The following is a 19,325-nucleotide window of genomic DNA, read 5'->3' on the forward strand; positions in this document are numbered from 1 at the left end:
TAGACAAGTGCAAATAGAGATTTAATCTTATTTCTCTTGTCTTATCTCTATTATCTTAATAGAAAATGGAAATCGAACAATTACAACACATTGCCACCCAGGTACGGCGCGATATTGTCCGGATGGTTCACGCTGTTAATTCGGGCCACCCCGGCGGTTCGCTGGGCTGTACGGACCTTCTGGTTGCCCTCTATTTTGATGTCATGCACCTGAAACGTGACGAGCAGGGAGCAGCTATTTTTGACATGAATGCCACCGACGAAGATCTTTTCTTTCTGTCGAACGGCCACATTTCACCGGTTTTTTACAGCGTGCTGGCGCGCTCCGGTTATTTCCCGGTTTCTGAATTAGCTACTTTCCGGAAACTCGACAGCCGGTTGCAGGGACACCCCGCCACCGCCGAACACTTACCCGGCATCCGGATCGCTTCGGGTTCGTTGGGACAGGGGTTGTCCGTAGCCTGCGGAGCGGCTTTTGCCAAACGCCTGAACGGCGACGACAAACACGTGTACGTGTTAATGGGCGACGGAGAACAGCAGGAAGGCCAGATCTGGGAAGCGGCTTCGTTCGCGCCCCACCACAAGCTCGGCAACCTGACGGCCATCATCGACTTCAACGGCCAGCAAATCGACGGGCCTACGAATCTGGTGATGAACAACCGCGATCTGGGCGCTAAATACCGGGCCTTCGGCTGGAACGTGACGGAAATGAACGGTAACGACATGGGCGACATCATCAAAACGTTGCACGAATCGAAAAATGATCCGGAAGTGCCGACCCTGATTCTGATGAAAACCGAGATGGGCTTCGGCGTCGATTTCATGATGGGAAGCCATAAATGGCACGGCGTCGCTCCGAACGACGAGCAACTCGCCGTAGCCCTGAACCAATTGCCGATTACGGCCGGAATGTCTGACTACTGACCACTGAACTTAGTATGAAAAAATATACATACACAGAGAAAAAAGACACGCGTTCCGGTTTCGGAGCGGGAATTCTGGAACTGGGCCGCACCAACCCGAACGTCGTGGCACTGACCGCCGACCTGGCCGGGTCACTTAAACTGGAAGGATTTATCAAGGAATTCCCCGAACGCTACGTGCAGTGCGGGATTTCGGAAGCCAACATGATCGGCGTTTCGGCCGGTTTGACAATTGGTGGCAAAATTCCGTTTGCCACTTCCTTTGCCAACTTCGCCACCGGGCGGGTGTACGACCAGATTCGCCAATCGGTCTGTTATTCTAACAAAAACGTCAAAATCTGCGCATCACACGCCGGTTTGACACTGGGCGAAGACGGCGCGACCCACCAGATTCTGGAGGACATCGGCATGATGAAAATGCTGCCGAACATGACCGTCATCAATCCCTGCGACTTTAATCAGACCAAAGCCGCTACCATCGCGATCGCCGATTACGAAGGACCGGTCTACCTGCGGTTTGGCCGGCCAGTTGTGCCGATTTTCACACCCGCCGATCAAAAATTTGAAATTGGCAAAGCCATTGTCCTGAACGAAGGGCCGGATGTGTCCATTTTTGCGACGGGCCACCTGGTTTGGGAAGCCATCAAAGCTGGTGAAATCCTGGCTGAACAAGGTATTGAAGCGGATATTATCAATATTCACACGATAAAACCGTTTGATGAAGAGGCTGTCCTCGCGTCGGTGCGCAAAACGCGCTGTGCGGTTTCGGCCGAAGAACATCAATTGAACGGCGGTTTGGGCGACAGTGTGGCGCAGGCCCTGGCCCGGAATTTCCCCGCTCCGCTCGAAATGGTTGGTGTGCACGACAGCTTCGGCGAAAGCGGCACGCCCGACCAGTTGATGAAAAAATACGGTTTAACCGCCGAAAAAATTGTTGAAGCCGCTTTACGGGCCAAAGCCCGAGTCGTTTAACGTTTACGGTTTTCGGTTTTCGGTTTGTAGTTCGGGTGGATGTGATTGCCGTCGGACTTTTACCGAAAACCGTAAACCATAAACCGAAAACCCAAACAATGACTGACGAGGAACTCCTGCAAAAATACCGCGATCCGCAAAGCCGGAATTATGCCTTTAATCTGATGGTGCGCCAATACCAGCAGAAAATTTACTGGCATATCCGGAAAATGGTCATCGACCACGATGATGCGGATGACCTGGTGCAGGAGACTTTTATCAAAGTCTGGAATTCGCTGGAAAATTTTCGCGGAGACTCGCAGCTCTATACCTGGATTTACCGGATTGCGACGAACGAGTGTCTGAATTTCCTGAATAAAAAACGGCGCCGGTTTTTCCTGCCCATCGGCGATGTCGAAGGGGAGTTAATGGAAAAGCTGGAAAGCAATTCTGATTACGTCACATCAGGTCCCGATCCGTCGGGCGAAGAGGTTCAGATGAAGCTCCAAAAAGCGTTACTCAAATTACCTGATAAACAACGCCTTGTCTTCAACATGAAATACTTCGATGATATGAAATATGAAGAAATTTCCGAAATTACCGGCACATCGGTGGGTGCGCTGAAAGCGTCGTACCACCTGGCGGTTAAAAAAATTGAAGATTATCTGAATGGGAATTAAACCCGATACAGGCTTGCTTGTCAAACCGTTGTGCTTATAAGACAATGGAACCGAAAAAACCAATACGACTTGACGAATTAGATCGGCAGCATCCCTTGCGGCAGTTGCCGTTTACGACGCCGGAAGCCTATTTCGATACACTTCCGTCGCGGATACAAGCCGAAACCACCCGCCGTCCACACCGTTTTACGATCAGTTGGTCGTGGCAGCGATCGGTCTCGACACTGGCTGGCGCTGGTTTGGTAGCAGCACTGGTCTGGTTTACGTACCCGAAAAAACAGGATTCGCTCGAACCGGAACTGCTGAGTAATGTTAGTACGGAATCCGTGCTGGAATATTTGCAGGATCAGGATATTTACCTGGAAGATTATTCCGATATGATCAAGACGCACGATATGCCGAACGACTCGACCTTGATTCATGAATTGCACGTTTCGCCGGAATCGATCCAGCAGATGATTGAGGAAGATGCGGCCGGAACTGCAACCATCTAAGCCATTCGACGGTTTTAGGGTTACGCTGCCGTTGGAGCAATCCGGATTATTGTTGAAGTAAACGTAACGTATTCATTTTAAAGTACTATTTGCTTAAACGATAAATCAGCCGCTTCGGCGGCCCGGCCACTGACTCTAAACCCGTTCTTCTGGATTATGACCGAGTATTTACCTTTACTACTTAATATGAAATCGTTCACTCGCTTACTGGTTTTGTTCGTTGGCCTGCTTTTCGCCCTTCCGGCTCTTGCCCAGAACCCGGATCGTCAGAAAATAGAAAGTGCGAAGATTGGGCTGATCACAAATCGGCTGAATCTGACGCCCGAACAAGCTCCGCTGTTCTGGCCGATTTACAATGAATACAGCGACAAAAGACGGGACATCTCCCGGCAACTTCGTCAGTCTAATAAACCGGGTGGAAATTCGGCGATCAATGAACTGAACGAATCGGTTGAGTTGAAACAGAAACTGGTTGACCTGGAGAAAGACTACAACTCCAAGTTTTTAAAGGTTATTTCGGCTCAGCAGCTTCAGGAATTGCACAATACGGAGCGGATGTTCAATAAAATGCTGATGGATCAGCTCCGGGGGAATTAATAAATTAAACTTTGCTATACTACAATTTTAACAAGCCCGACCAGATTGGCCGGGTTTTGTATTTAACCTGGTCGCGAAAAATTCACCGTACTTTCCTGTCTCCGGAAATAATTGCAGCTTGAATCAAACACAAATCAATAGCTGGATTTTCGTTCAGGAGAAGCTTATAAATTGGAGAATAGCTAAATCAACCCAAAACGTTGCCTTCCAAATAAGGAAAACAAAATTTATTCGTTTGCTTTTTACCAGCAACTTTTCATCAATATCCAGAGAAGTGTTGACAACCGTACGGATTTGTAGTACGTTTGATTCTGAACATTTTACTTTCTTTTACCCGCATTATTTTTGCTGATGAATCTCCGGAAAGCTGAGGAGTTTATCCTTACCAAATTGAAGCGCGATCTTTCGCCAACTCTTTACTACCACGGTATTCATCACACCCTGGACGTTGTGGAAGTGGTTTCGCAACTGGCCCAGGCTGAAAACATCACGGACCCGGATTTACTACTGCTGCTGCGCACGGCTGCGCTTTATCACGACTGCGGTTTTATTACTACTTATCAGGGTCACGAAGCAGAAGGGTGCCGGTACGCCCGGGAATCGCTGCCCGAATTTGGCTATGCTGATGATCAAATCGAGCTGATATGCGGGATGATCATGGCCACGAAAATACCGCAAAGTCCGCAGAACCTGCTGGAGGAAATTCTGTGCGATGCCGATTTGGATTACCTCGGTCGTTCCGATTTCGAACCAATTGCAAACTCGCTCTTTGAAGAATTGAAAGAGCGGAATTTTGTTCGCGACGAAACCGCCTGGAACCGGATTCAGGTGACTTTTCTGAGCAACCACCATTACTGGACCAAAACCGCCACCAATCTACGGCAGGCCAACAAGCAGGACCGTCTGGAAACGTTAAAAGAAATTGTCAGCCATTACTCGGTATGACCGACATGGTTTGGATTTTCTCGTTTTGAAGCCGGATGCGCTGACACAAAATCCGCATCATGTTGCGTAACACCTCTTCCCGCTCCTCCATCAGATCGTAAAAATCTTCGTGATCGATGCGGAACAGCAGAACGTCGGATGCGACGATCGCCGACGCCGACCGAGGTTCGGTGTCGAGCAGCGCCAGTTCGCCAAATACATCGCCCCGACCAAACTGTGCCAATCGTTGCTGGCGGTCATAAATGTCGACCGTTCCCGAATAAATCACAAACATGCAATTGCCGATTTCGCCTTTCTGGAAGATCGTCTGGCCTTCTTCAAAGGATACTTCCTTCATGATCGGCGCAATCGTGCTGAGAATATTTTCGGGCGTATCCGCAAATAAGCGGGTGTTCTTTAGCACAATAACTCGCTCAAAATCAGAAATATGGGCTTCGGTTGACTTCATGGTCTGAATAGAGTTCGAAGGTTGATCGGCCACTAGCCGCTGGTACCATTCCGAATGTTGTTCCTTAACAAGTTGCAAAACGCCATCGGCACTTTCGCTCAGAAGTTGGGCCGGATGGTGCAGGTAATTAGCCAACAACCGCGTGTTAGCCAGCGACCGGGGTGTCCAGCGACGCAACGCCACACTGATGGTCCAGGTTGAAAACAGCGTTTCGCCCTGATGCAGAATAAACGTCAGCAACGGTTCCTGCGAATGAAACGGCTCCAGTTGCGCATCCACCAAACGTACTTTTTCGACTACCGGTATGTCATCGACCAACGCCTGCAAACACTGGTAAACCACCCGCGGAATCAGATTGTCGAGCATCTCCAGGGCATTCGCGCGACGTTCCCGCGAGGCATGATCGATTCCGGTTCGAACGCTCGCAATCACATCCCGATCGTACAACTGCATCAGCAGGAAGAAAATTCGTTGCAGCAACAGGTCGATCTCGTAATCCAGACACGCCAGTAATTCCTTATCGGTTTTATGAAGACTGCCGTGCAATAACCGTTGCGCCAGTTTTAATTCTTCCAGCAAAATACGATGGAATACCTCCGATTGCGTAGCCAAAATTCCGAAATGGCTCAGCGCCTTTAAAGCCGCCATCCGTACGGATAAATCGGGTCGGCTGACGAGCGTCGTTAGTAGCTGGTGACTTTCAGGAACTTTTATCTTACCACAAATACCCGCAATCCGTCGAATCAGAATTACATCCGTCGAAGATTGAATGGCATCGTCCAGAAAAGGCAAAGCCGCCTGTTGCATATCCACCAGACTACGCGCTGCTGCGCGCCAGTATGATTTATCAGACAGCAAACTAATCAGTTGCCGGGTTAAATCGGTATGCTGCATCACCGCTGCCGTTCGAATGGCCGCAGAAATTACCTCAGCGTCATCGCTTTTTAACGAACGGTTAACCAACTCTTTGAACTGCACCAATTGCAGTCCGCGGATAATATCCAGAACGGCAATGCGATCAGCGGTCTTATCCGACTTGCTTAACTCCTCCAAACTTTCCGTGGCCTGTTTCCCAAATTTCCGGTTGTTCCAACTTCCCCAAATGGCTCCTTTACGAATGGTCAGGTCGGGATGATGCAATAGGTCCGCTACTAATTTGGCGTCGGCTTTCGGAAAACCGCCATACAACCGACTTGCCAGTTCACGAATCCTCGGTTCGGAATCCTGAAGGGCTAAATTGTAGATGGTGGACGAATCAACCGGTGTATTTAATTCAGTGAAGGTTTCCAGCGCAAACCGCCGAACCTGAAAATCAGGATGTTTCAGCAAATTGACTGAACGCTCGCCCAATTTATCCGGATGGTGCGTTTTCAGCCAATTGATGGCGTTAATCACCTCTTCTACCCGGGGGCTTTCCAGATTGGTCAGCACCAGATTCAAAACTTCCTCGGGAGCCGCCAGTTCATTCGTTTCCAAAAACCGCCGACTCAGCGCCGACTTCAACTCGTTCAGGTAGTTCTGATACGTCCGCCGAAGCAGCACAAAGGCTATCAGCGTACCAATTCCCATCCAGACAAACAAAACCCACTCGTTCAATTCCGGAAAGGCGTGGAATGCGTAAATCATACTTCCGGCCAGCGCAATCCCCAGCGGTTCATAAAAACCTTTCACCAGGGTATGGCCGAAAAGCCGCTGGTGGGCCGTCAATGGCTGAAAAAGAACCAGAAAAACCGGGTCGAACAGCGATCGGCGCATTACCTCGAAGGTGAGGTACAGCGCGCAGTAATACAAGAGCCAGGTGGCTTCACTGACGTCCATTGCCCACACAATCCAGAACACCAGCCCGCCCACCAAAGCCGTCGTCGGCAACAGCAGCAGCGAACGCCGGATGCCGAGCCGGTCCAGCGCCTGTCCCGAAATGATGATCTTCACAACCATCGCAATCAGGTACGTGAGGGCCAGCACCTTACTCAGATACTGAAGCAGCGAGGTTGTCGAGTGAATTTTGTACTTAACGTTGATAAAAAAAGCGTATTCAACGCTGGCGGCAACCGTTGCCACCGCCACCAGACTCAGACACATCGAGGTAATCAGATGGCTATTGCCAAATAACTGCTCCACCAGGCGCGACTGAGTGGGTTGCCGGACACGCGCAGCACTGTGCGATGTATGAATATCGTGGGAATAATACGTGAGCCGAAGGATGTAAATGGCCGCCAGAAAAGAGCCAAATGCGATGATCAGCAGAAAAAACATGTCGGTATGGGCGTGCACCAAAGCCGCCAGAATAGCCCCCAGCGCCTTGGCGGGCATATCTCCTGAACTGATCACACTAAACAACCGCTTGCTTTGCCTGACATCGAATACCACCGCCGAGACGCCCCAGAACTCCAGATTCGTCAGGAGGTAAATCAACCGAAAACCCACCATGATGGCAATCGACGACCAGACCGAATGACCGGCCAGAACGAGGACATCGATGATAAACGTCAGGATAATAACCGCCCACAAAACCCGGACGGCCAGACTCCGCAGGGCCAGATGATGTTCGTAATGGGCATAGATTTTCCCGACCAGCATCATTGCAATTGCGGAACCAATATAGGCAATCGGCAAGCTGGTTTCGGGATGATTTTCGAGTAGAATGACGTTGGCCGAAACATAGACCAAGATCGTTCCTATGCCGAGAAAGAAATTATGTAAGAAAAATAACCAGACTGTTCGAACTTCATGATGACGGACACCAATCGAACGGTAGAACTTTTGCGCTGGCGACATGCCGGTTTTTAACTTGCTATTGATAATCAATAATACTGCTTTTCCGCCATTCTGCCTACTTTTACACAACAATTTGCAATTTGATCATGGTATCACAACATAAGATAGAACCCTACAAGCCTCATAACCCTATTCGGATCGTTACGGCGGCTTCGCTGTTCGATGGGCACGACGCGGCCATTAACATCATGCGCCGGATTATGCAGGCTTCGGGGGCGGAGGTCATACACCTGGGTCATAACCGTTCAGTGGCTGAAATTGTCGACTGTGCAATTCAGGAAGATGTGCAGGGAGTTGCCATTACTTCATATCAGGGTGGGCACGTCGAGTTTTTCAAATACATGATCGATTTGCTGCGGGAACGGAATGCGGCCCATATCAAGGTTTTTGGCGGTGGTGGTGGCACGATTTTACCCGATGAAATTGCCGAATTGCAAACCTACGGCGTCACCCGACTCTATTCGCCGGACGATGGGCGCACGATGGGATTGCAGGGAATGATCAACGATTTGCTGGAAAAGTGCGACCACGCAACGGGAACGGCCAGCCAATTAAGCGCACTGAACGGGCAGTTGACCGGTTTACCACAATCCAAAAATCCCAAACTGATCGGGCAACTGATTTCGGTAGCAGAAAACGAGCCGGATGCCTACGAAAAAACCGCCCTTCATTACCAGCAATCCGAGCTTTCCAAAACCGTTCCCATATTGGGAATTACGGGAACCGGTGGCGCGGGCAAATCCTCGCTGGTGGATGAGTTGGTTCGTCGGTTTCTGGTGAATATTTCTGAGAAAACCGTCGCCATTATTTCGGTCGATCCCTCCAAACGAAAAACCGGTGGCGCCTTGCTGGGTGATCGGATTCGGATGAATGCCATTCACCCTGACTTAGCCGCCGGACGGGTTTACATGCGTTCGCTGGCCACGCGGCAGGCTAATCTGGCCCTAAGCAAGAACGTTCGGGATGCAATTGAAATATGCCAGTTTGCCCAGTTCGATCTGATCATTATCGAAACCTCGGGCATCGGGCAGTCGGACACGGAAATCACCGAACACTCGGATGTCAGCCTGTACGTCATGACAGCGGAATACGGCGCGGCTACGCAGCTGGAAAAAATTGATATGCTCGACTTTGCCGACGTGATTGCCATCAATAAATTCGACAAAAGAGGTTCGCTTGATGCCCTGCGCGACGTTCGGAAACAATACCGCCGGAATCACAGCACTACCAATGCGACAATCTGGGAAATAGCTGACGATGAGCTACCGATTTATGGGACCATTGCCTCGCAGTTCAACGACGCAGGCATGAACGCCCTGTTTACGAAGTTGATGCAAATCGTTCAGGAAAAAACCGGTGTCCATTTTCTTGCTCACACCTTTGAACCCGCTGATTCTGTTGCTTCGTCGACCATCATTCCCGCCGAGCGCGTTCGGTATCTGGCTGAAATTGTCGAAACCAGCGATCAGTACGATGCTTTCGTGAATGAGCAGGTTGCCATCGCCCGCAAAATGTACCAATTGAACGGTGTCATTGAAACCCTGTCAGCGGTCGAAGATCCTGACAGCGGTTTGAAAAATTCCAGCGGCTTCCAGGCATCAACCGAACCTATGCAAGGTGGTCAACCGCTGTCAGGGTCTCCGACCGCTGACAGGGTTTCAATGACCCTCAAAAGTATTTACTCGGATTTCGAAAACCGCCTTCACCACGATTGTCGGCGGCTTTTGAAAGAATGGCCGGAGATAAAGCTGAAATACCGGGCCGACACCTACCAGTATCAGGTTCGCGACAAAACGATCCACCAAAGTTTGTTTTCCACCTCGTTGTCTGGTTTGCGAATACCGAAAATCAGTTTGCCTCCATACGAAGATTGGGGCGATATTCTGCGCTGGCTGCTGACGGAGAATGTGCCGGGCGAGTTCCCCTATGCGGCCGGGGTGTTTCCGTTGAAACGCGAAGGGGAAGATCCGGCCCGGATGTTTGCGGGCGAAGGTGGCCCCGAACGCACCAATCGACGGTTCCACTATGTCTCGAAGGGAATGCCCGCCAAACGATTATCGACAGCCTTTGATTCGGTTACACTCTATGGCGAGGACCCGGATTTCCGACCCGATATTTACGGCAAAATCGGTAATTCCGGCGTCAACATCTGCACGCTGGACGATGCCAAAAAACTCTACAGCGGTTTTGATCTCTGCGACCCGTCCACCTCGGTTTCGATGACCATCAATGGACCGGCCCCGATGCTACTCGGCTTTTTTCTCAATGCCGCCATCGACCAGCAATGTGAATTGTGGCTGCGGCAGCAGGGGGAAGACGGCAGAGGGCTTGGGGCAGGGGGCAGGGAATTTGGAACGGAGGGTAATGGGCAAAAAACCGGCAACTCCCCCTCTGCCCCAAGCCCCATGCCCTCTTCCCCTTCCTACAACGGCCAGTTGCCGGACAGTAACGACGGCCTGGGATTGCGGCTGCTGGGAACGACCGGCGACAAGGTACTGCCCAGAGATGTTTACGAGAAGATCAAGGCGGATACGCTTCGGAAAGTGCGGGGAACGGTTCAGGCGGATATTCTGAAGGAGGATCAGGCCCAGAATACCTGCATTTTTTCGACGGAATTTGCCCTGCGAATGATGGGCGATATTCAGCAGTATTTTACCGACAAGCAGGTTCGTAACTTCTATTCCGTATCCATCTCGGGCTATCACATTGCCGAAGCGGGTGCCAATCCGATCTCCCAGCTGGCTTTCACCCTGTCGAACGGTTTTACATTTGTCGAATATTACCTCGCCCGGGGGATGCACATCGACGACTTTGCGCCCAACCTGTCGTTCTTTTTCTCAAACGGCATGGACCCGGAATATTCGGTACTGGGTCGCGTGGCACGCCGGATCTGGGCGAAAGCCATGAAGTACAAATACAAAGGCAACGAGCGGTCGCAAAAACTCAAGTACCACATTCAGACATCGGGCCGGAGTTTACACGCTCAGGAAATCGCCTTCAACGACATCCGCACGACGCTCCAGGCTTTAACGGCACTGTCGGACAACTGTAACTCCCTGCATACCAACGCTTACGATGAAGCCATTACGACCCCTACCGAAGAAAGCGTTAGGCGGGCGATGGCGATTCAATTGATTATCAATAAGGAATTCGGTCTTTCCAAAAACGAAAATCCGTTGCAGGGGGCGTTCATCATTGAAGAATTGACAGATCTGGTTGAGCAGGCGGTTTTGAATGAATTCCGCAGCCTGAACGAGCGCGGTGGGGTTTTGGGGGCTATGGAACGGATGTATCAGCGCAGCAAAATTCAGGACGAATCCATGATTTACGAACTACAGAAACACAGCGGCAAGCTCCCCATCATTGGGGTCAACACCTTTCTGGACCCGAATGGCTCACCAACCAGCATTCCGCAGGAGATCATTCGCTCGACTGATGACGAAAAACGATTCGCTATTGAGTCCCGAAAGGCCTTTCAGGAACGGAATCAGGCGGCTGCCGGGCTGGCGTTGAAGCAATTGCAAAAAACCGCCCTGACCAACGGTAATATTTTTGAAGCGTTGATGGAAGCTACGAAAGTTTGTTCGCTGGGCCAATTGTCGCGCGCTTTGTACGAAGTTGGCGGCCAATACCGCCGGAATATGTAAACCGGTTCCAGTTTACACGGCAATATAACAAAGTCGGGCTTGTGTTTGTCAATTCAAAGATAGTCGCTTGCTCCTTTGCGAAAGTTGGGGAGAATGTTGAACTTATGTCCAAATCTAACCTCAATTTTCTGCCACCGTATGAAAAAGATCTATCTGATCCGTTGCCATTGTCTTGGGCTGATTCTGGCAATCCTGAGTTTATCAAACATTGCTTTCGCCCAAAATCAGCGTTATACGCTGAATGGCCGCGTCACCGACGCGAATGCGCAGGGCCTGCCCGGGGTCACGGTTGTTATTGTCGGAACGACGCTCGGATCGGCTACCGACGAAAATGGGAATTATACATTCGGGGTATCGCTTCCAGCCGGTTCATACAGCCTCAACTTCAGTTTTATTGGGTATGCGCCAACCCGGCAATCCATTTCGCTGGGCAACCAGCCGACCATCACGACCAACGCTTCGCTGAAAGAAGACGTAATGAATCTGGATGAAGTGGTCGCAACCGGCTCAACAACCCAGACTTCCCGGCGCGAACTGGGGAACGCCATCAGCACGATTCGGGCGGAAAGTCTAGCCCAAACCGGTACGGGCGGGCTTTTGAACAGCCTGCAGGGGAAAGTGCCCGGCGCTCAGATTACGCAGAATTCGGGCGATCCTGCGGGCGGTATTTCCGTCCGGTTACGCGGGATAAAATCATTAACCGGCTCATCGGACCCACTTTACGTCGTCGATGGAGTCATTGTCAGTAACGCCAGCACCAACGTTTCGCAATTGGCCGTTGGGAATCAGATCGGCCAGGCCAATCCAAGCCAAAACCGCCTGGCGGATATTAATCCAGCCGATATTGCCACGGTTAACGTGCTGAACGGCGCAGCGGCCGCAGCTCAATATGGCTCACGGGCTGCCAACGGCGTCGTGTTGATCACGACCAAACGCGGGCAAACCGGAGCGCCCCGCGTTACTTTTACGACAAGCTTCAATATCAATGAGTTGCGGAAGAGCGTCTACATTACGACTTATCCCAAACAGTTCGGTTTTGCCGATCTGCGACTGCATACCATCGGTGCGCCAACCGCGGCTCAACTCGCGGCCAATCCGGGCGTTACCACCACGGGCATCTTTCGGGACGGAACGACGACTAATCTAGCGTCGAATCTGGTCGATGTGACACGCTATAATTATTTTGATGAAATATTCCGCACCGGAACCGGAACAGATAACGCCATTTCCGTGTCCGGCGGCCGCGAAAACACGCAGTACTACGTCTCCTTCGGTTTTTTATCCAATCAGGGCATTCTGAAGGGCACGGATTTTCAACGCTATAACCTCCGCGCCCGACTCGACCAGCGCCTGACCAACTGGGCCAAAATGACCGCCGGACTGAGTTACAGCAACAGTTTTTCCAACGAGAAACCCAACGGGAACGTGTTTTACAGCCCGATCAACTCGGTCACGATTACGAACAACATCTGGGACATCACGAAACGGGATGCCGCGGGCAATCTGCTAGCTGTTGAGCCCTCGCGCGTCAACCCGCTCTCGACCATTGAAGACATGCGGTCGACGCAAAGCACAAACCGTACGATTGGCGATGTTCAGCTAAATTTAACTCCGCTAAAAGGCTTAAGTGTCGACTGGATTCTCGGCGTCGATTCGTATTCCCAGGTAGGACAAAATTACATTCGGCCTTACCCGTATCAGGCCGTAGCCAATCTACCTCTCGAACGGTATCCGACCGGTTTTGCCGCCACGGCCAACAATCAGGTTTTGTTGCTGAATTCCGATTTTAACGTCTCGTACGAGCGGCAATTCAACGAAAATTTCAAGTTGAACGCCATTGCCGGTTTTAACTATCAGTATAGTCAGCAGGATTTATCGGTCGCCAACGGTCAGAGTCTGGCGCCATTTATTGAAACCGTCAGTGGTGCCGCAAGTACCACCGTTCAGGCAACGTACACGCCCGACCGGTATAATCTGAGCGGTTATTTTGGTCAGGCAACACTCGGTTTTAAAAACCTGGCTTTCCTGACGGCGGCCGTTCGGCGCGACCGCTCGTCGAAATTCTCCCCCACCGAAACCAACCAGATTTACCCCAAATTCAGCGGTTCGTTTGTCGTGTCGGATTTGAATTTCTGGAAAAACGTTTCGTTCAATAACGTCTGGAACGGGCTGAAACTTCGGGCGTCCTACGGCGAGTCGGGCAATTTGTCGGGTTTGGGTACCTACAGCCGGTTCTGGCAATTTTCACCAACGCCTTTTCTCGGGAAAAACACGATCATTCCGAGCGGTATTTTGGCCAACCCCCGCGTTCGTCCGGAGCGCATGGCCGAAATCGAAGGTGGTGCCGACCTGTCGTTTCTCAACAATCGACTGAATCTGGGCGTTACGGTTTACCACCAGAAAATCAGCGATTTGGTCGTAAACCGGGTGTTGGCTCCCTCCTACGGCGGTACGAATATCGTGAACAATGTCGGCCGGATGGAAAACCGGGGTATGGAATTGGCGCTGGACGCAACACCGATCAAAAACAAGGACTGGACCTGGGATGTCACGTTGATCTACAACCGCAACCGCAATAAAGTGCTCGAACTGGGCAGTCCGGTGATCAACATTAACACCGCTGCCGGTTCGGTTTATCTCCTGAAAGGACAACCGGCGGGTGTTTTTTACGGAACCACTTACGCCCGCAACCCCGACGGTTCGCTGTTGCTGACTCCACAGGGCTTTTCGCAGGTCGAGCGCGGAACGCAAACGGCGGGATCTGTCGATTACGTAGTTGATCACACGGGCCCCGATGGTCAGCCGAAAGGAACACCGGTGAGCGCCGTCATCGGGAATCCGAATCCGAAATGGACCGGATCATTCTCCAGCAGCCTGGCCTATAAAAAGCTGTCGCTGCGAATTCTGCTCGATGCCGTCCAAGGTTTTGATGTCTACAATGCCGACAAAAGAACCCGCCAGGGGGTCGGAATTGGGGATTATGCGGAAAAGGAATTGAAAGGCGAATTGCCACGGGGTTACATCTTCTCCATTTACAACACGGAAGCCTGGCGCATCGACGACGGTTCGTTTGTTAAACTTCGCGAACTTTCGTTGAGCTACAAAATGCCCGCACTGGTCAAAAACATGAGCAATTTCAGTGTTTCGCTGATTGGCCGCAACCTTTATTCTTGGGATAAGTACCCCGGTTTCGATCCCGAAACGAACGCGGGTGGTACGTCCGATCTGGTTCGGGGACTTGATTTCGGCAATGTGCCCATTCCGAGAACATATCAGGTTCAACTTTCCGCGACGTTTTAATCCAACTGAAAAAAGGCGCAATTCCGATTCATTGTTTAACTCCTTACGATCATGATTCTCAAAAAACATATAGTAATCGTTTGCCTGTTGGCAATTCTGTTTGGCCAGAATGCCTGCCGAGAAGAGTACCTCAACCCCAGTTCGGCCAGTGAACAGCAGGTTATCAATTCCCCCGACGGTTTGATTGCGATGGCTAACGGCCTGCAATCCCGCTACACAGCCGGACGGCTAGGCGCGATTTACAATGCCGTGGCAACGGGCGGTTTGACTACCCGCGAGTTTCGGGTGCTGAACGCCGGGAACGTCGATGAAGTAGCACTGGAATCCGGGCTGGCCAACGTGACCAATGCCAACTCCGTTGTTCGTCAACTCTGGACCAGTTGCCTGATTACCAACGCCAACGCTGATATTATTCTGGCCAATGCCGATAAGATAGCGGAGGCCGGGACGAAAAGTGGTGTAGTCGCTTACGCGGCCATTTTTAAGGCTTTGTCCCTGGGAACGCTGGCGCAGTTTTTTGAGCAGGCGCCGTTGAAAGCGGGCGAAAATGCGGCCTTTGTTCCACGGGTTCAGTTGCTGAAAGAAGCCGTTACTCAACTGGAATCAGCCGCAACGCTGGTGGCAACGAATCCTTTGTCGACCAAATTCACGACCAGCATCGTCACGGGAATCGATATTCCGAATACCCTGCAGGCATTAATTGCCCGGTACAGCCTGTTTGCGGGAGATTATACCAAAGCGGCAGCCGCTGCCGCGAAAGTCGATCTGACCAAACGATCGTTTTTCTCGTTCGACGACAATACGCGTAATCCCATTTATGAAACTGCTTTTAGTAACCGCAACGTAATCGAACCGGTCAACGCGACGCTGGGCTTACCATCCGGGCTCACCCCTGATCCGGCGGATAAACGGATTCCGTTTTACATCCGGACCACGCCGAGCACGTTGAATCTGGGAACCGGTTTTGCCACGGCCAACAACTCCCCCCTGCCGGTTTATCTGCCGGGCGAAATGTCGCTGATTCGGGCCGAAGCCCTGATTCGCGGCATCAGTGCGGGTGGTGCGCCGACGGATGTGAACATCGCCATTACCGAACTGAACAAGGTGCTGACGAAAACCCCGGCGACCGATGTCTGGGGCGTTGGAGCTGGCTTACCGGCGTATGCAGGTCCGGCGGTTGCGGGTGATGTGCTGAACGAGATTTATAAAAACCGGGCCATTGAACTGGCCTTCAGCGGCTTTCGACTGGAAGACAGCCGTCGTTTCGGTCGTTCAGGGCCGAGTGTAACCGGCGAACGGAACCGCAACTTCATGCCGTATCCGCGAACGGAACGGGATAACAACACGAACACCCCAGCCAAAGATCCGGATTGATGACTGACAAATAACCAGAGACTAACGGGCGATATGCAACATATCGCCCGTTGTTTTTTCGCCCGACGGCAAAACCGCCTTTTGACCGAAAAAAAACATTTAGCTACCAAAACGTACTATGGCGCGAATAATGTGCTGGCACTTCCCAGGCACGAAAACCGCCCTCACTCTCTGTCTGACAATACCTAATTTAATCGGTTAAATATGGACGAATAGACACTCTTCGATGTGTTTTCAAAAGCAAAAAAATAAAAATTAATGCGGTTGTTTTGACACCATTCTTGTAACTGAATACTAAATTAAGGCGATAAATGACTTCAAGACAGTTTACTCGTCTAATGTTTTAACTAGTTTTTTTGACGTAACCTGTTTCTGAAGCCTCACATGGAATACAACCTCAAGATGGAAAAGAGCATCGAACGCGACCGAATTTATACCCGCGCCGATAACAAAGGGTGGAAAAAGTGGGGACCTTATCTGTCGGAACGCTCCTGGGGCACAGTCCGCGAAGATTACAGCGTCCACGGAAATGCCTGGGGTTTTATTACGCACGACATGTCGCGTTCCCGGGCGTATCGCTGGGGCGAAGACGGCATTGGCGGTCTTTCCGATAACAAGGGCCACGTCTGTTTCGCGCTGGCTTTCTGGAACCATAAGGATGCCATTATCAAAGAGCGGCTTTTTGGTCTGACCGGGCCCGAAGGAAACCACGGCGAGGACGTAAAGGAAATCTACTATTACCTGGATAGTACGCCCACGCACTCGTACATGAAAATGCTGTACAAGTATCCGCAGCAGGCATTTCCGTATTCCCGGCTGGTGGATGAAGCCCGTCGTCGAAACCGGCTGGAGCCGGAATTTGAGCTAGTCGAAACCGGTATTTTTGACTCGAATCAGTACTTCGATATCTTCATCGAATACGCCAAAAACGGCGAGAATGACATTCTGATCAAGATTACGGCGCATAACCGCTACACCAAGGCTGCCAAACTGACGATGCTGCCAACCCTCTGGTTCCGCAACACCTGGTCGTGGGGCTACGAGCAATATGCCTACAAACCGATTCTGAACGGCATTTCTACCACCCAGATTGCGGTCGATCATAAGTTGCTGGGGAAATACAAATTGTATTGTGAGGAAGCTGATGAATTGTTGTTCTGCGAAAACGAAACCAACACGGAGCGGCTTTACGGCATTCCGAACGAGTCGCTGTTTTGCAAGGACGGCATCAACGATTACATCACCACAGGCGAAAAAAAATACGTCAATCCGAACCAGATTGGCTCCAAAGCCTCGGCCCGGTACATGCGGACCGTTCCGGCGGGCGAATCGACCACCATTCGGCTGCGGTTTAGTCAGGATACGCACAACGGCCAGCCGTTTGCCGATTTTGATGCAATTTTCGATCAGCGGCTGGCGGAAGCGGACGAATTTTACGATCAGTTGCAGCACAACGTGACCGATCCGGAATTACGAAACATCCAGCGGCAGGCTTACGCGGGCATGTTGTGGAATAAGCAATTCTATTATTATAATGTAAACGAGTGGCTGAAAGGCGACCCGAAAATGCCCACGCCCTTCCACGGACGGGCTTACCAGCGCAATTCGAGCTGGCGGCATATGTACACCGCCAACATTTTGTCGATGCCTGATAAATGGGAATATCCGTGGTTTGCGGCCTGGGATCTGGCGTTCCATACGCTGACGCTGGCCCGACTCGATCCGCATTTTGCCAAACGTCAGTTAGCGGTTATTTTACGGGAGTATTACATGCACCCGAACGGCCAGATTCCGGCTTACGAGTGGAATTTTAGTGACGTAAACCCGCCGGTTCATGCCTGGGCCACCTGGAAGGTTTACGAGATCGACCGGGATATGAACGGCAAAGGCGACATCAATTTTCTGGAACGGGTGTTTCATAAATTGCTGCTCAATTTTACGTGGTGGGTGAACCGGAAAGACATCAGCGGCAATAGCGTTTTTGGGGGCGGATTCCTGGGTCTTGATAACATTGGGGTCTTTGATCGCAGTCAGCCGTTGCCGATGGGCGGGCACATTGAACAGGCCGACGGTACGGGCTGGATGGCAATGTATACGCTGAATATGCTCCGGATTTCCTGCGAAATTGCCCTGACCCGACCCACGTATCAGGACATGGCGTCCAAGTTTTTCGAGCACTTTCTGCACATCGCCGGTGCCATGAAAAACCTGGGGGGACAGGGCATCAGCCTGTGGGACGAAGACGATCAGTTCTACTACGACGTGCTGCACACCCCGAACAACGCCAGCATGTTGTTGAAAATCCGTTCGATGGTAGGTCTGATTCCGCTGTTTGCCGTCGAGATTCTGGACGACGATCTGCTGGAAAAATTACCGGATTTCAAACGCCGGGTCGAGTGGGTGTTGACCAACCGTCCGGATCTGGCGTCGATGATTTCGCGCTGGCACGAACCGGGCAAGGGCGCCACGCACCTGCTGTCGCTGCTCCGTGGTCACCGGATGAAAATGTTGCTCAAACGGATGTTCGACGAAACGGAATTCCTGTCTGATTATGGCATTCGGGCGCTGTCGAAATACCACGGCGAAAAACCGTATGAGTTCAATCTGAACGGCGAAATTTTCCAGGTGAAATACGTGCCCAACGAGTCCGAAACGAGTCTTTTCGGTGGTAATTCCAACTGGCGCGGCCCCATCTGGTTCCCGGTCAATTACCTGCTGATCGACTCCCTGCTGAAATTCTACAACTATTACGGCGACGATTTCGAGATTGAATACCCAACCAATTCCGGTCAGGTCATGAGCATTAAGGAAGCGACCGTGTTGGTGGCGGAACGGCTGGTTAACATTTTTCGGCGCGATGAAACGGGCCGGATTCCGGCTTACAACGGCTACGAAAAATACCAGGATGATCCGTATTTCAAGGACTTGCACCTGTTTTTCGAGTATTTCCACGGCGACAACGGCAGCGGCCTCGGTGCCAATCACCAAACCGGCTGGACCGGCCTCGTTGCCGATCTGATCGAGTTTTTATACCAACACCGGTTACAGCACGAACCGGTACACGCTAAAGTCCTGTAAATCAGAGAGACTGTCTAAAAATCTCATCTTCTACGTAAAGGTCTGCCCCCAACCCCCTAAAGGCCGGGCGGCCGGTGCCGGGCTTCGAGACGCCGATTAAAGCCCGGCACC

11 protein-coding genes are annotated in these 19,325 nt (G+C 51.4%); 10 read left to right on the forward strand and 1 reads right to left on the reverse strand.

Annotation, left to right across the window (positions count from 1 at the left end):
- Window positions 1-65: 65 nt before the first annotated feature.
- The 6 genes from GJJ30_RS17435 to GJJ30_RS17460 all read left to right on the forward strand — a co-directional run bounded on the left by GJJ30_RS17435 (window position 66) and on the right by GJJ30_RS17460 (window position 4,589).
- On the forward strand, window positions 66-923 hold the full coding sequence (locus tag GJJ30_RS17435; RefSeq protein WP_154176435.1) for a transketolase: 858 nt from the start codon (window positions 66-68) through the stop codon (window positions 921-923).
- A gap of 14 nt (window positions 924-937) precedes the next feature.
- Window positions 938-1,894: a transketolase family protein gene (locus GJJ30_RS17440; protein WP_154176436.1), complete on the forward strand. Its 957-nt coding sequence runs from the start codon at window positions 938-940 to the stop codon at window positions 1,892-1,894.
- Window positions 1,895-1,992: 98 nt separating this feature from the next.
- A complete protein-coding gene (locus tag GJJ30_RS17445; RefSeq protein ID WP_154176437.1) occupies window positions 1,993-2,553 on the forward strand; it encodes an RNA polymerase sigma factor in 561 nt (186 codons plus the stop codon).
- A 44-nt stretch (window positions 2,554-2,597) separates the two neighbouring features.
- Entirely contained in the window at window positions 2,598-3,047 is a 450-nt protein-coding gene (locus GJJ30_RS17450; RefSeq protein ID WP_154176438.1) for a hypothetical protein, read from the forward strand.
- A 186-nt stretch (window positions 3,048-3,233) separates the two neighbouring features.
- Window positions 3,234-3,644, forward strand: coding sequence for a hypothetical protein (locus GJJ30_RS17455; RefSeq protein WP_154176439.1), 411 nt, complete (start codon window positions 3,234-3,236; stop codon window positions 3,642-3,644).
- A gap of 351 nt (window positions 3,645-3,995) precedes the next feature.
- Window positions 3,996-4,589, forward strand: coding sequence for an HD domain-containing protein (locus GJJ30_RS17460; protein ID WP_154176440.1), 594 nt, complete (start codon window positions 3,996-3,998; stop codon window positions 4,587-4,589).
- Here GJJ30_RS17460 and GJJ30_RS17465 read toward each other — a convergent pair.
- Complete coding sequence (locus GJJ30_RS17465) at window positions 4,570-7,707, reverse strand: cyclic nucleotide-binding domain-containing protein (protein WP_229313187.1); 3,138 nt, start codon at window positions 7,705-7,707, stop codon at window positions 4,570-4,572. The genes GJJ30_RS17460 and GJJ30_RS17465 overlap by 20 nt on opposite strands.
- Window positions 7,708-7,901: 194 nt before the next feature.
- Between GJJ30_RS17465 and GJJ30_RS17470 the strand changes: the two genes are divergently transcribed.
- The 4 genes from GJJ30_RS17470 (at window position 7,902) to GJJ30_RS17485 (ending at window position 19,214) form a co-directional block, all read left to right on the forward strand.
- Window positions 7,902-11,462 carry a methylmalonyl-CoA mutase family protein gene (locus tag GJJ30_RS17470; RefSeq protein ID WP_154176442.1) on the forward strand — a complete coding sequence of 1,187 codons (3,561 nt, stop codon included), beginning with the start codon at window positions 7,902-7,904 and terminating at the stop codon, window positions 11,460-11,462.
- A gap of 138 nt (window positions 11,463-11,600) precedes the next feature.
- Window positions 11,601-14,762 carry a SusC/RagA family TonB-linked outer membrane protein gene (locus tag GJJ30_RS17475; protein WP_154176443.1) on the forward strand — a complete coding sequence of 1,054 codons (3,162 nt, stop codon included), beginning with the start codon at window positions 11,601-11,603 and terminating at the stop codon, window positions 14,760-14,762.
- Window positions 14,763-14,813: 51 nt separating this feature from the next.
- Entirely contained in the window at window positions 14,814-16,136 is a 1,323-nt protein-coding gene (locus GJJ30_RS17480; protein ID WP_154176444.1) for a RagB/SusD family nutrient uptake outer membrane protein, read from the forward strand.
- 384 nt (window positions 16,137-16,520) lie between these two features.
- The gene (locus GJJ30_RS17485; protein WP_438821602.1) at window positions 16,521-19,214 is read left to right on the forward strand and encodes an MGH1-like glycoside hydrolase domain-containing protein; all 2,694 of its coding nucleotides are present in this window, start codon (window positions 16,521-16,523) and stop codon (window positions 19,212-19,214) included.
- The last annotated feature ends 111 nt before the right edge of the window (window positions 19,215-19,325 follow it).

It is taken from the genome of Larkinella terrae (assembly GCF_009668025.1).
In the GTDB taxonomy this organism is placed as follows: Bacteria; Bacteroidota; Bacteroidia; order Cytophagales; family Spirosomataceae; genus Larkinella; species Larkinella terrae.

Coding starts and splice junctions, on each gene's coding strand:
- GJJ30_RS17460 (WP_154176440.1), top strand. CDS start 3,996: ATGAATCTCCGGAAAGCTGAGGAGTTTATCCTTACCAAATTGAAGCGC.
- GJJ30_RS17470 (WP_154176442.1), top strand. CDS start 7,902: ATGGTATCACAACATAAGATAGAACCCTACAAGCCTCATAACCCTATT.
- GJJ30_RS17485 (WP_438821602.1), top strand. CDS start 16,521: ATGGAATACAACCTCAAGATGGAAAAGAGCATCGAACGCGACCGAATT.
- GJJ30_RS17450 (WP_154176438.1), top strand. CDS start 2,598: ATGGAACCGAAAAAACCAATACGACTTGACGAATTAGATCGGCAGCAT.
- GJJ30_RS17435 (WP_154176435.1), top strand. CDS start 66: ATGGAAATCGAACAATTACAACACATTGCCACCCAGGTACGGCGCGAT.
- GJJ30_RS17475 (WP_154176443.1), top strand. CDS start 11,601: ATGAAAAAGATCTATCTGATCCGTTGCCATTGTCTTGGGCTGATTCTG.
- GJJ30_RS17455 (WP_154176439.1), top strand. CDS start 3,234: ATGAAATCGTTCACTCGCTTACTGGTTTTGTTCGTTGGCCTGCTTTTC.
- GJJ30_RS17480 (WP_154176444.1), top strand. CDS start 14,814: ATGATTCTCAAAAAACATATAGTAATCGTTTGCCTGTTGGCAATTCTG.
- GJJ30_RS17445 (WP_154176437.1), top strand. CDS start 1,993: ATGACTGACGAGGAACTCCTGCAAAAATACCGCGATCCGCAAAGCCGG.
- GJJ30_RS17440 (WP_154176436.1), top strand. CDS start 938: ATGAAAAAATATACATACACAGAGAAAAAAGACACGCGTTCCGGTTTC.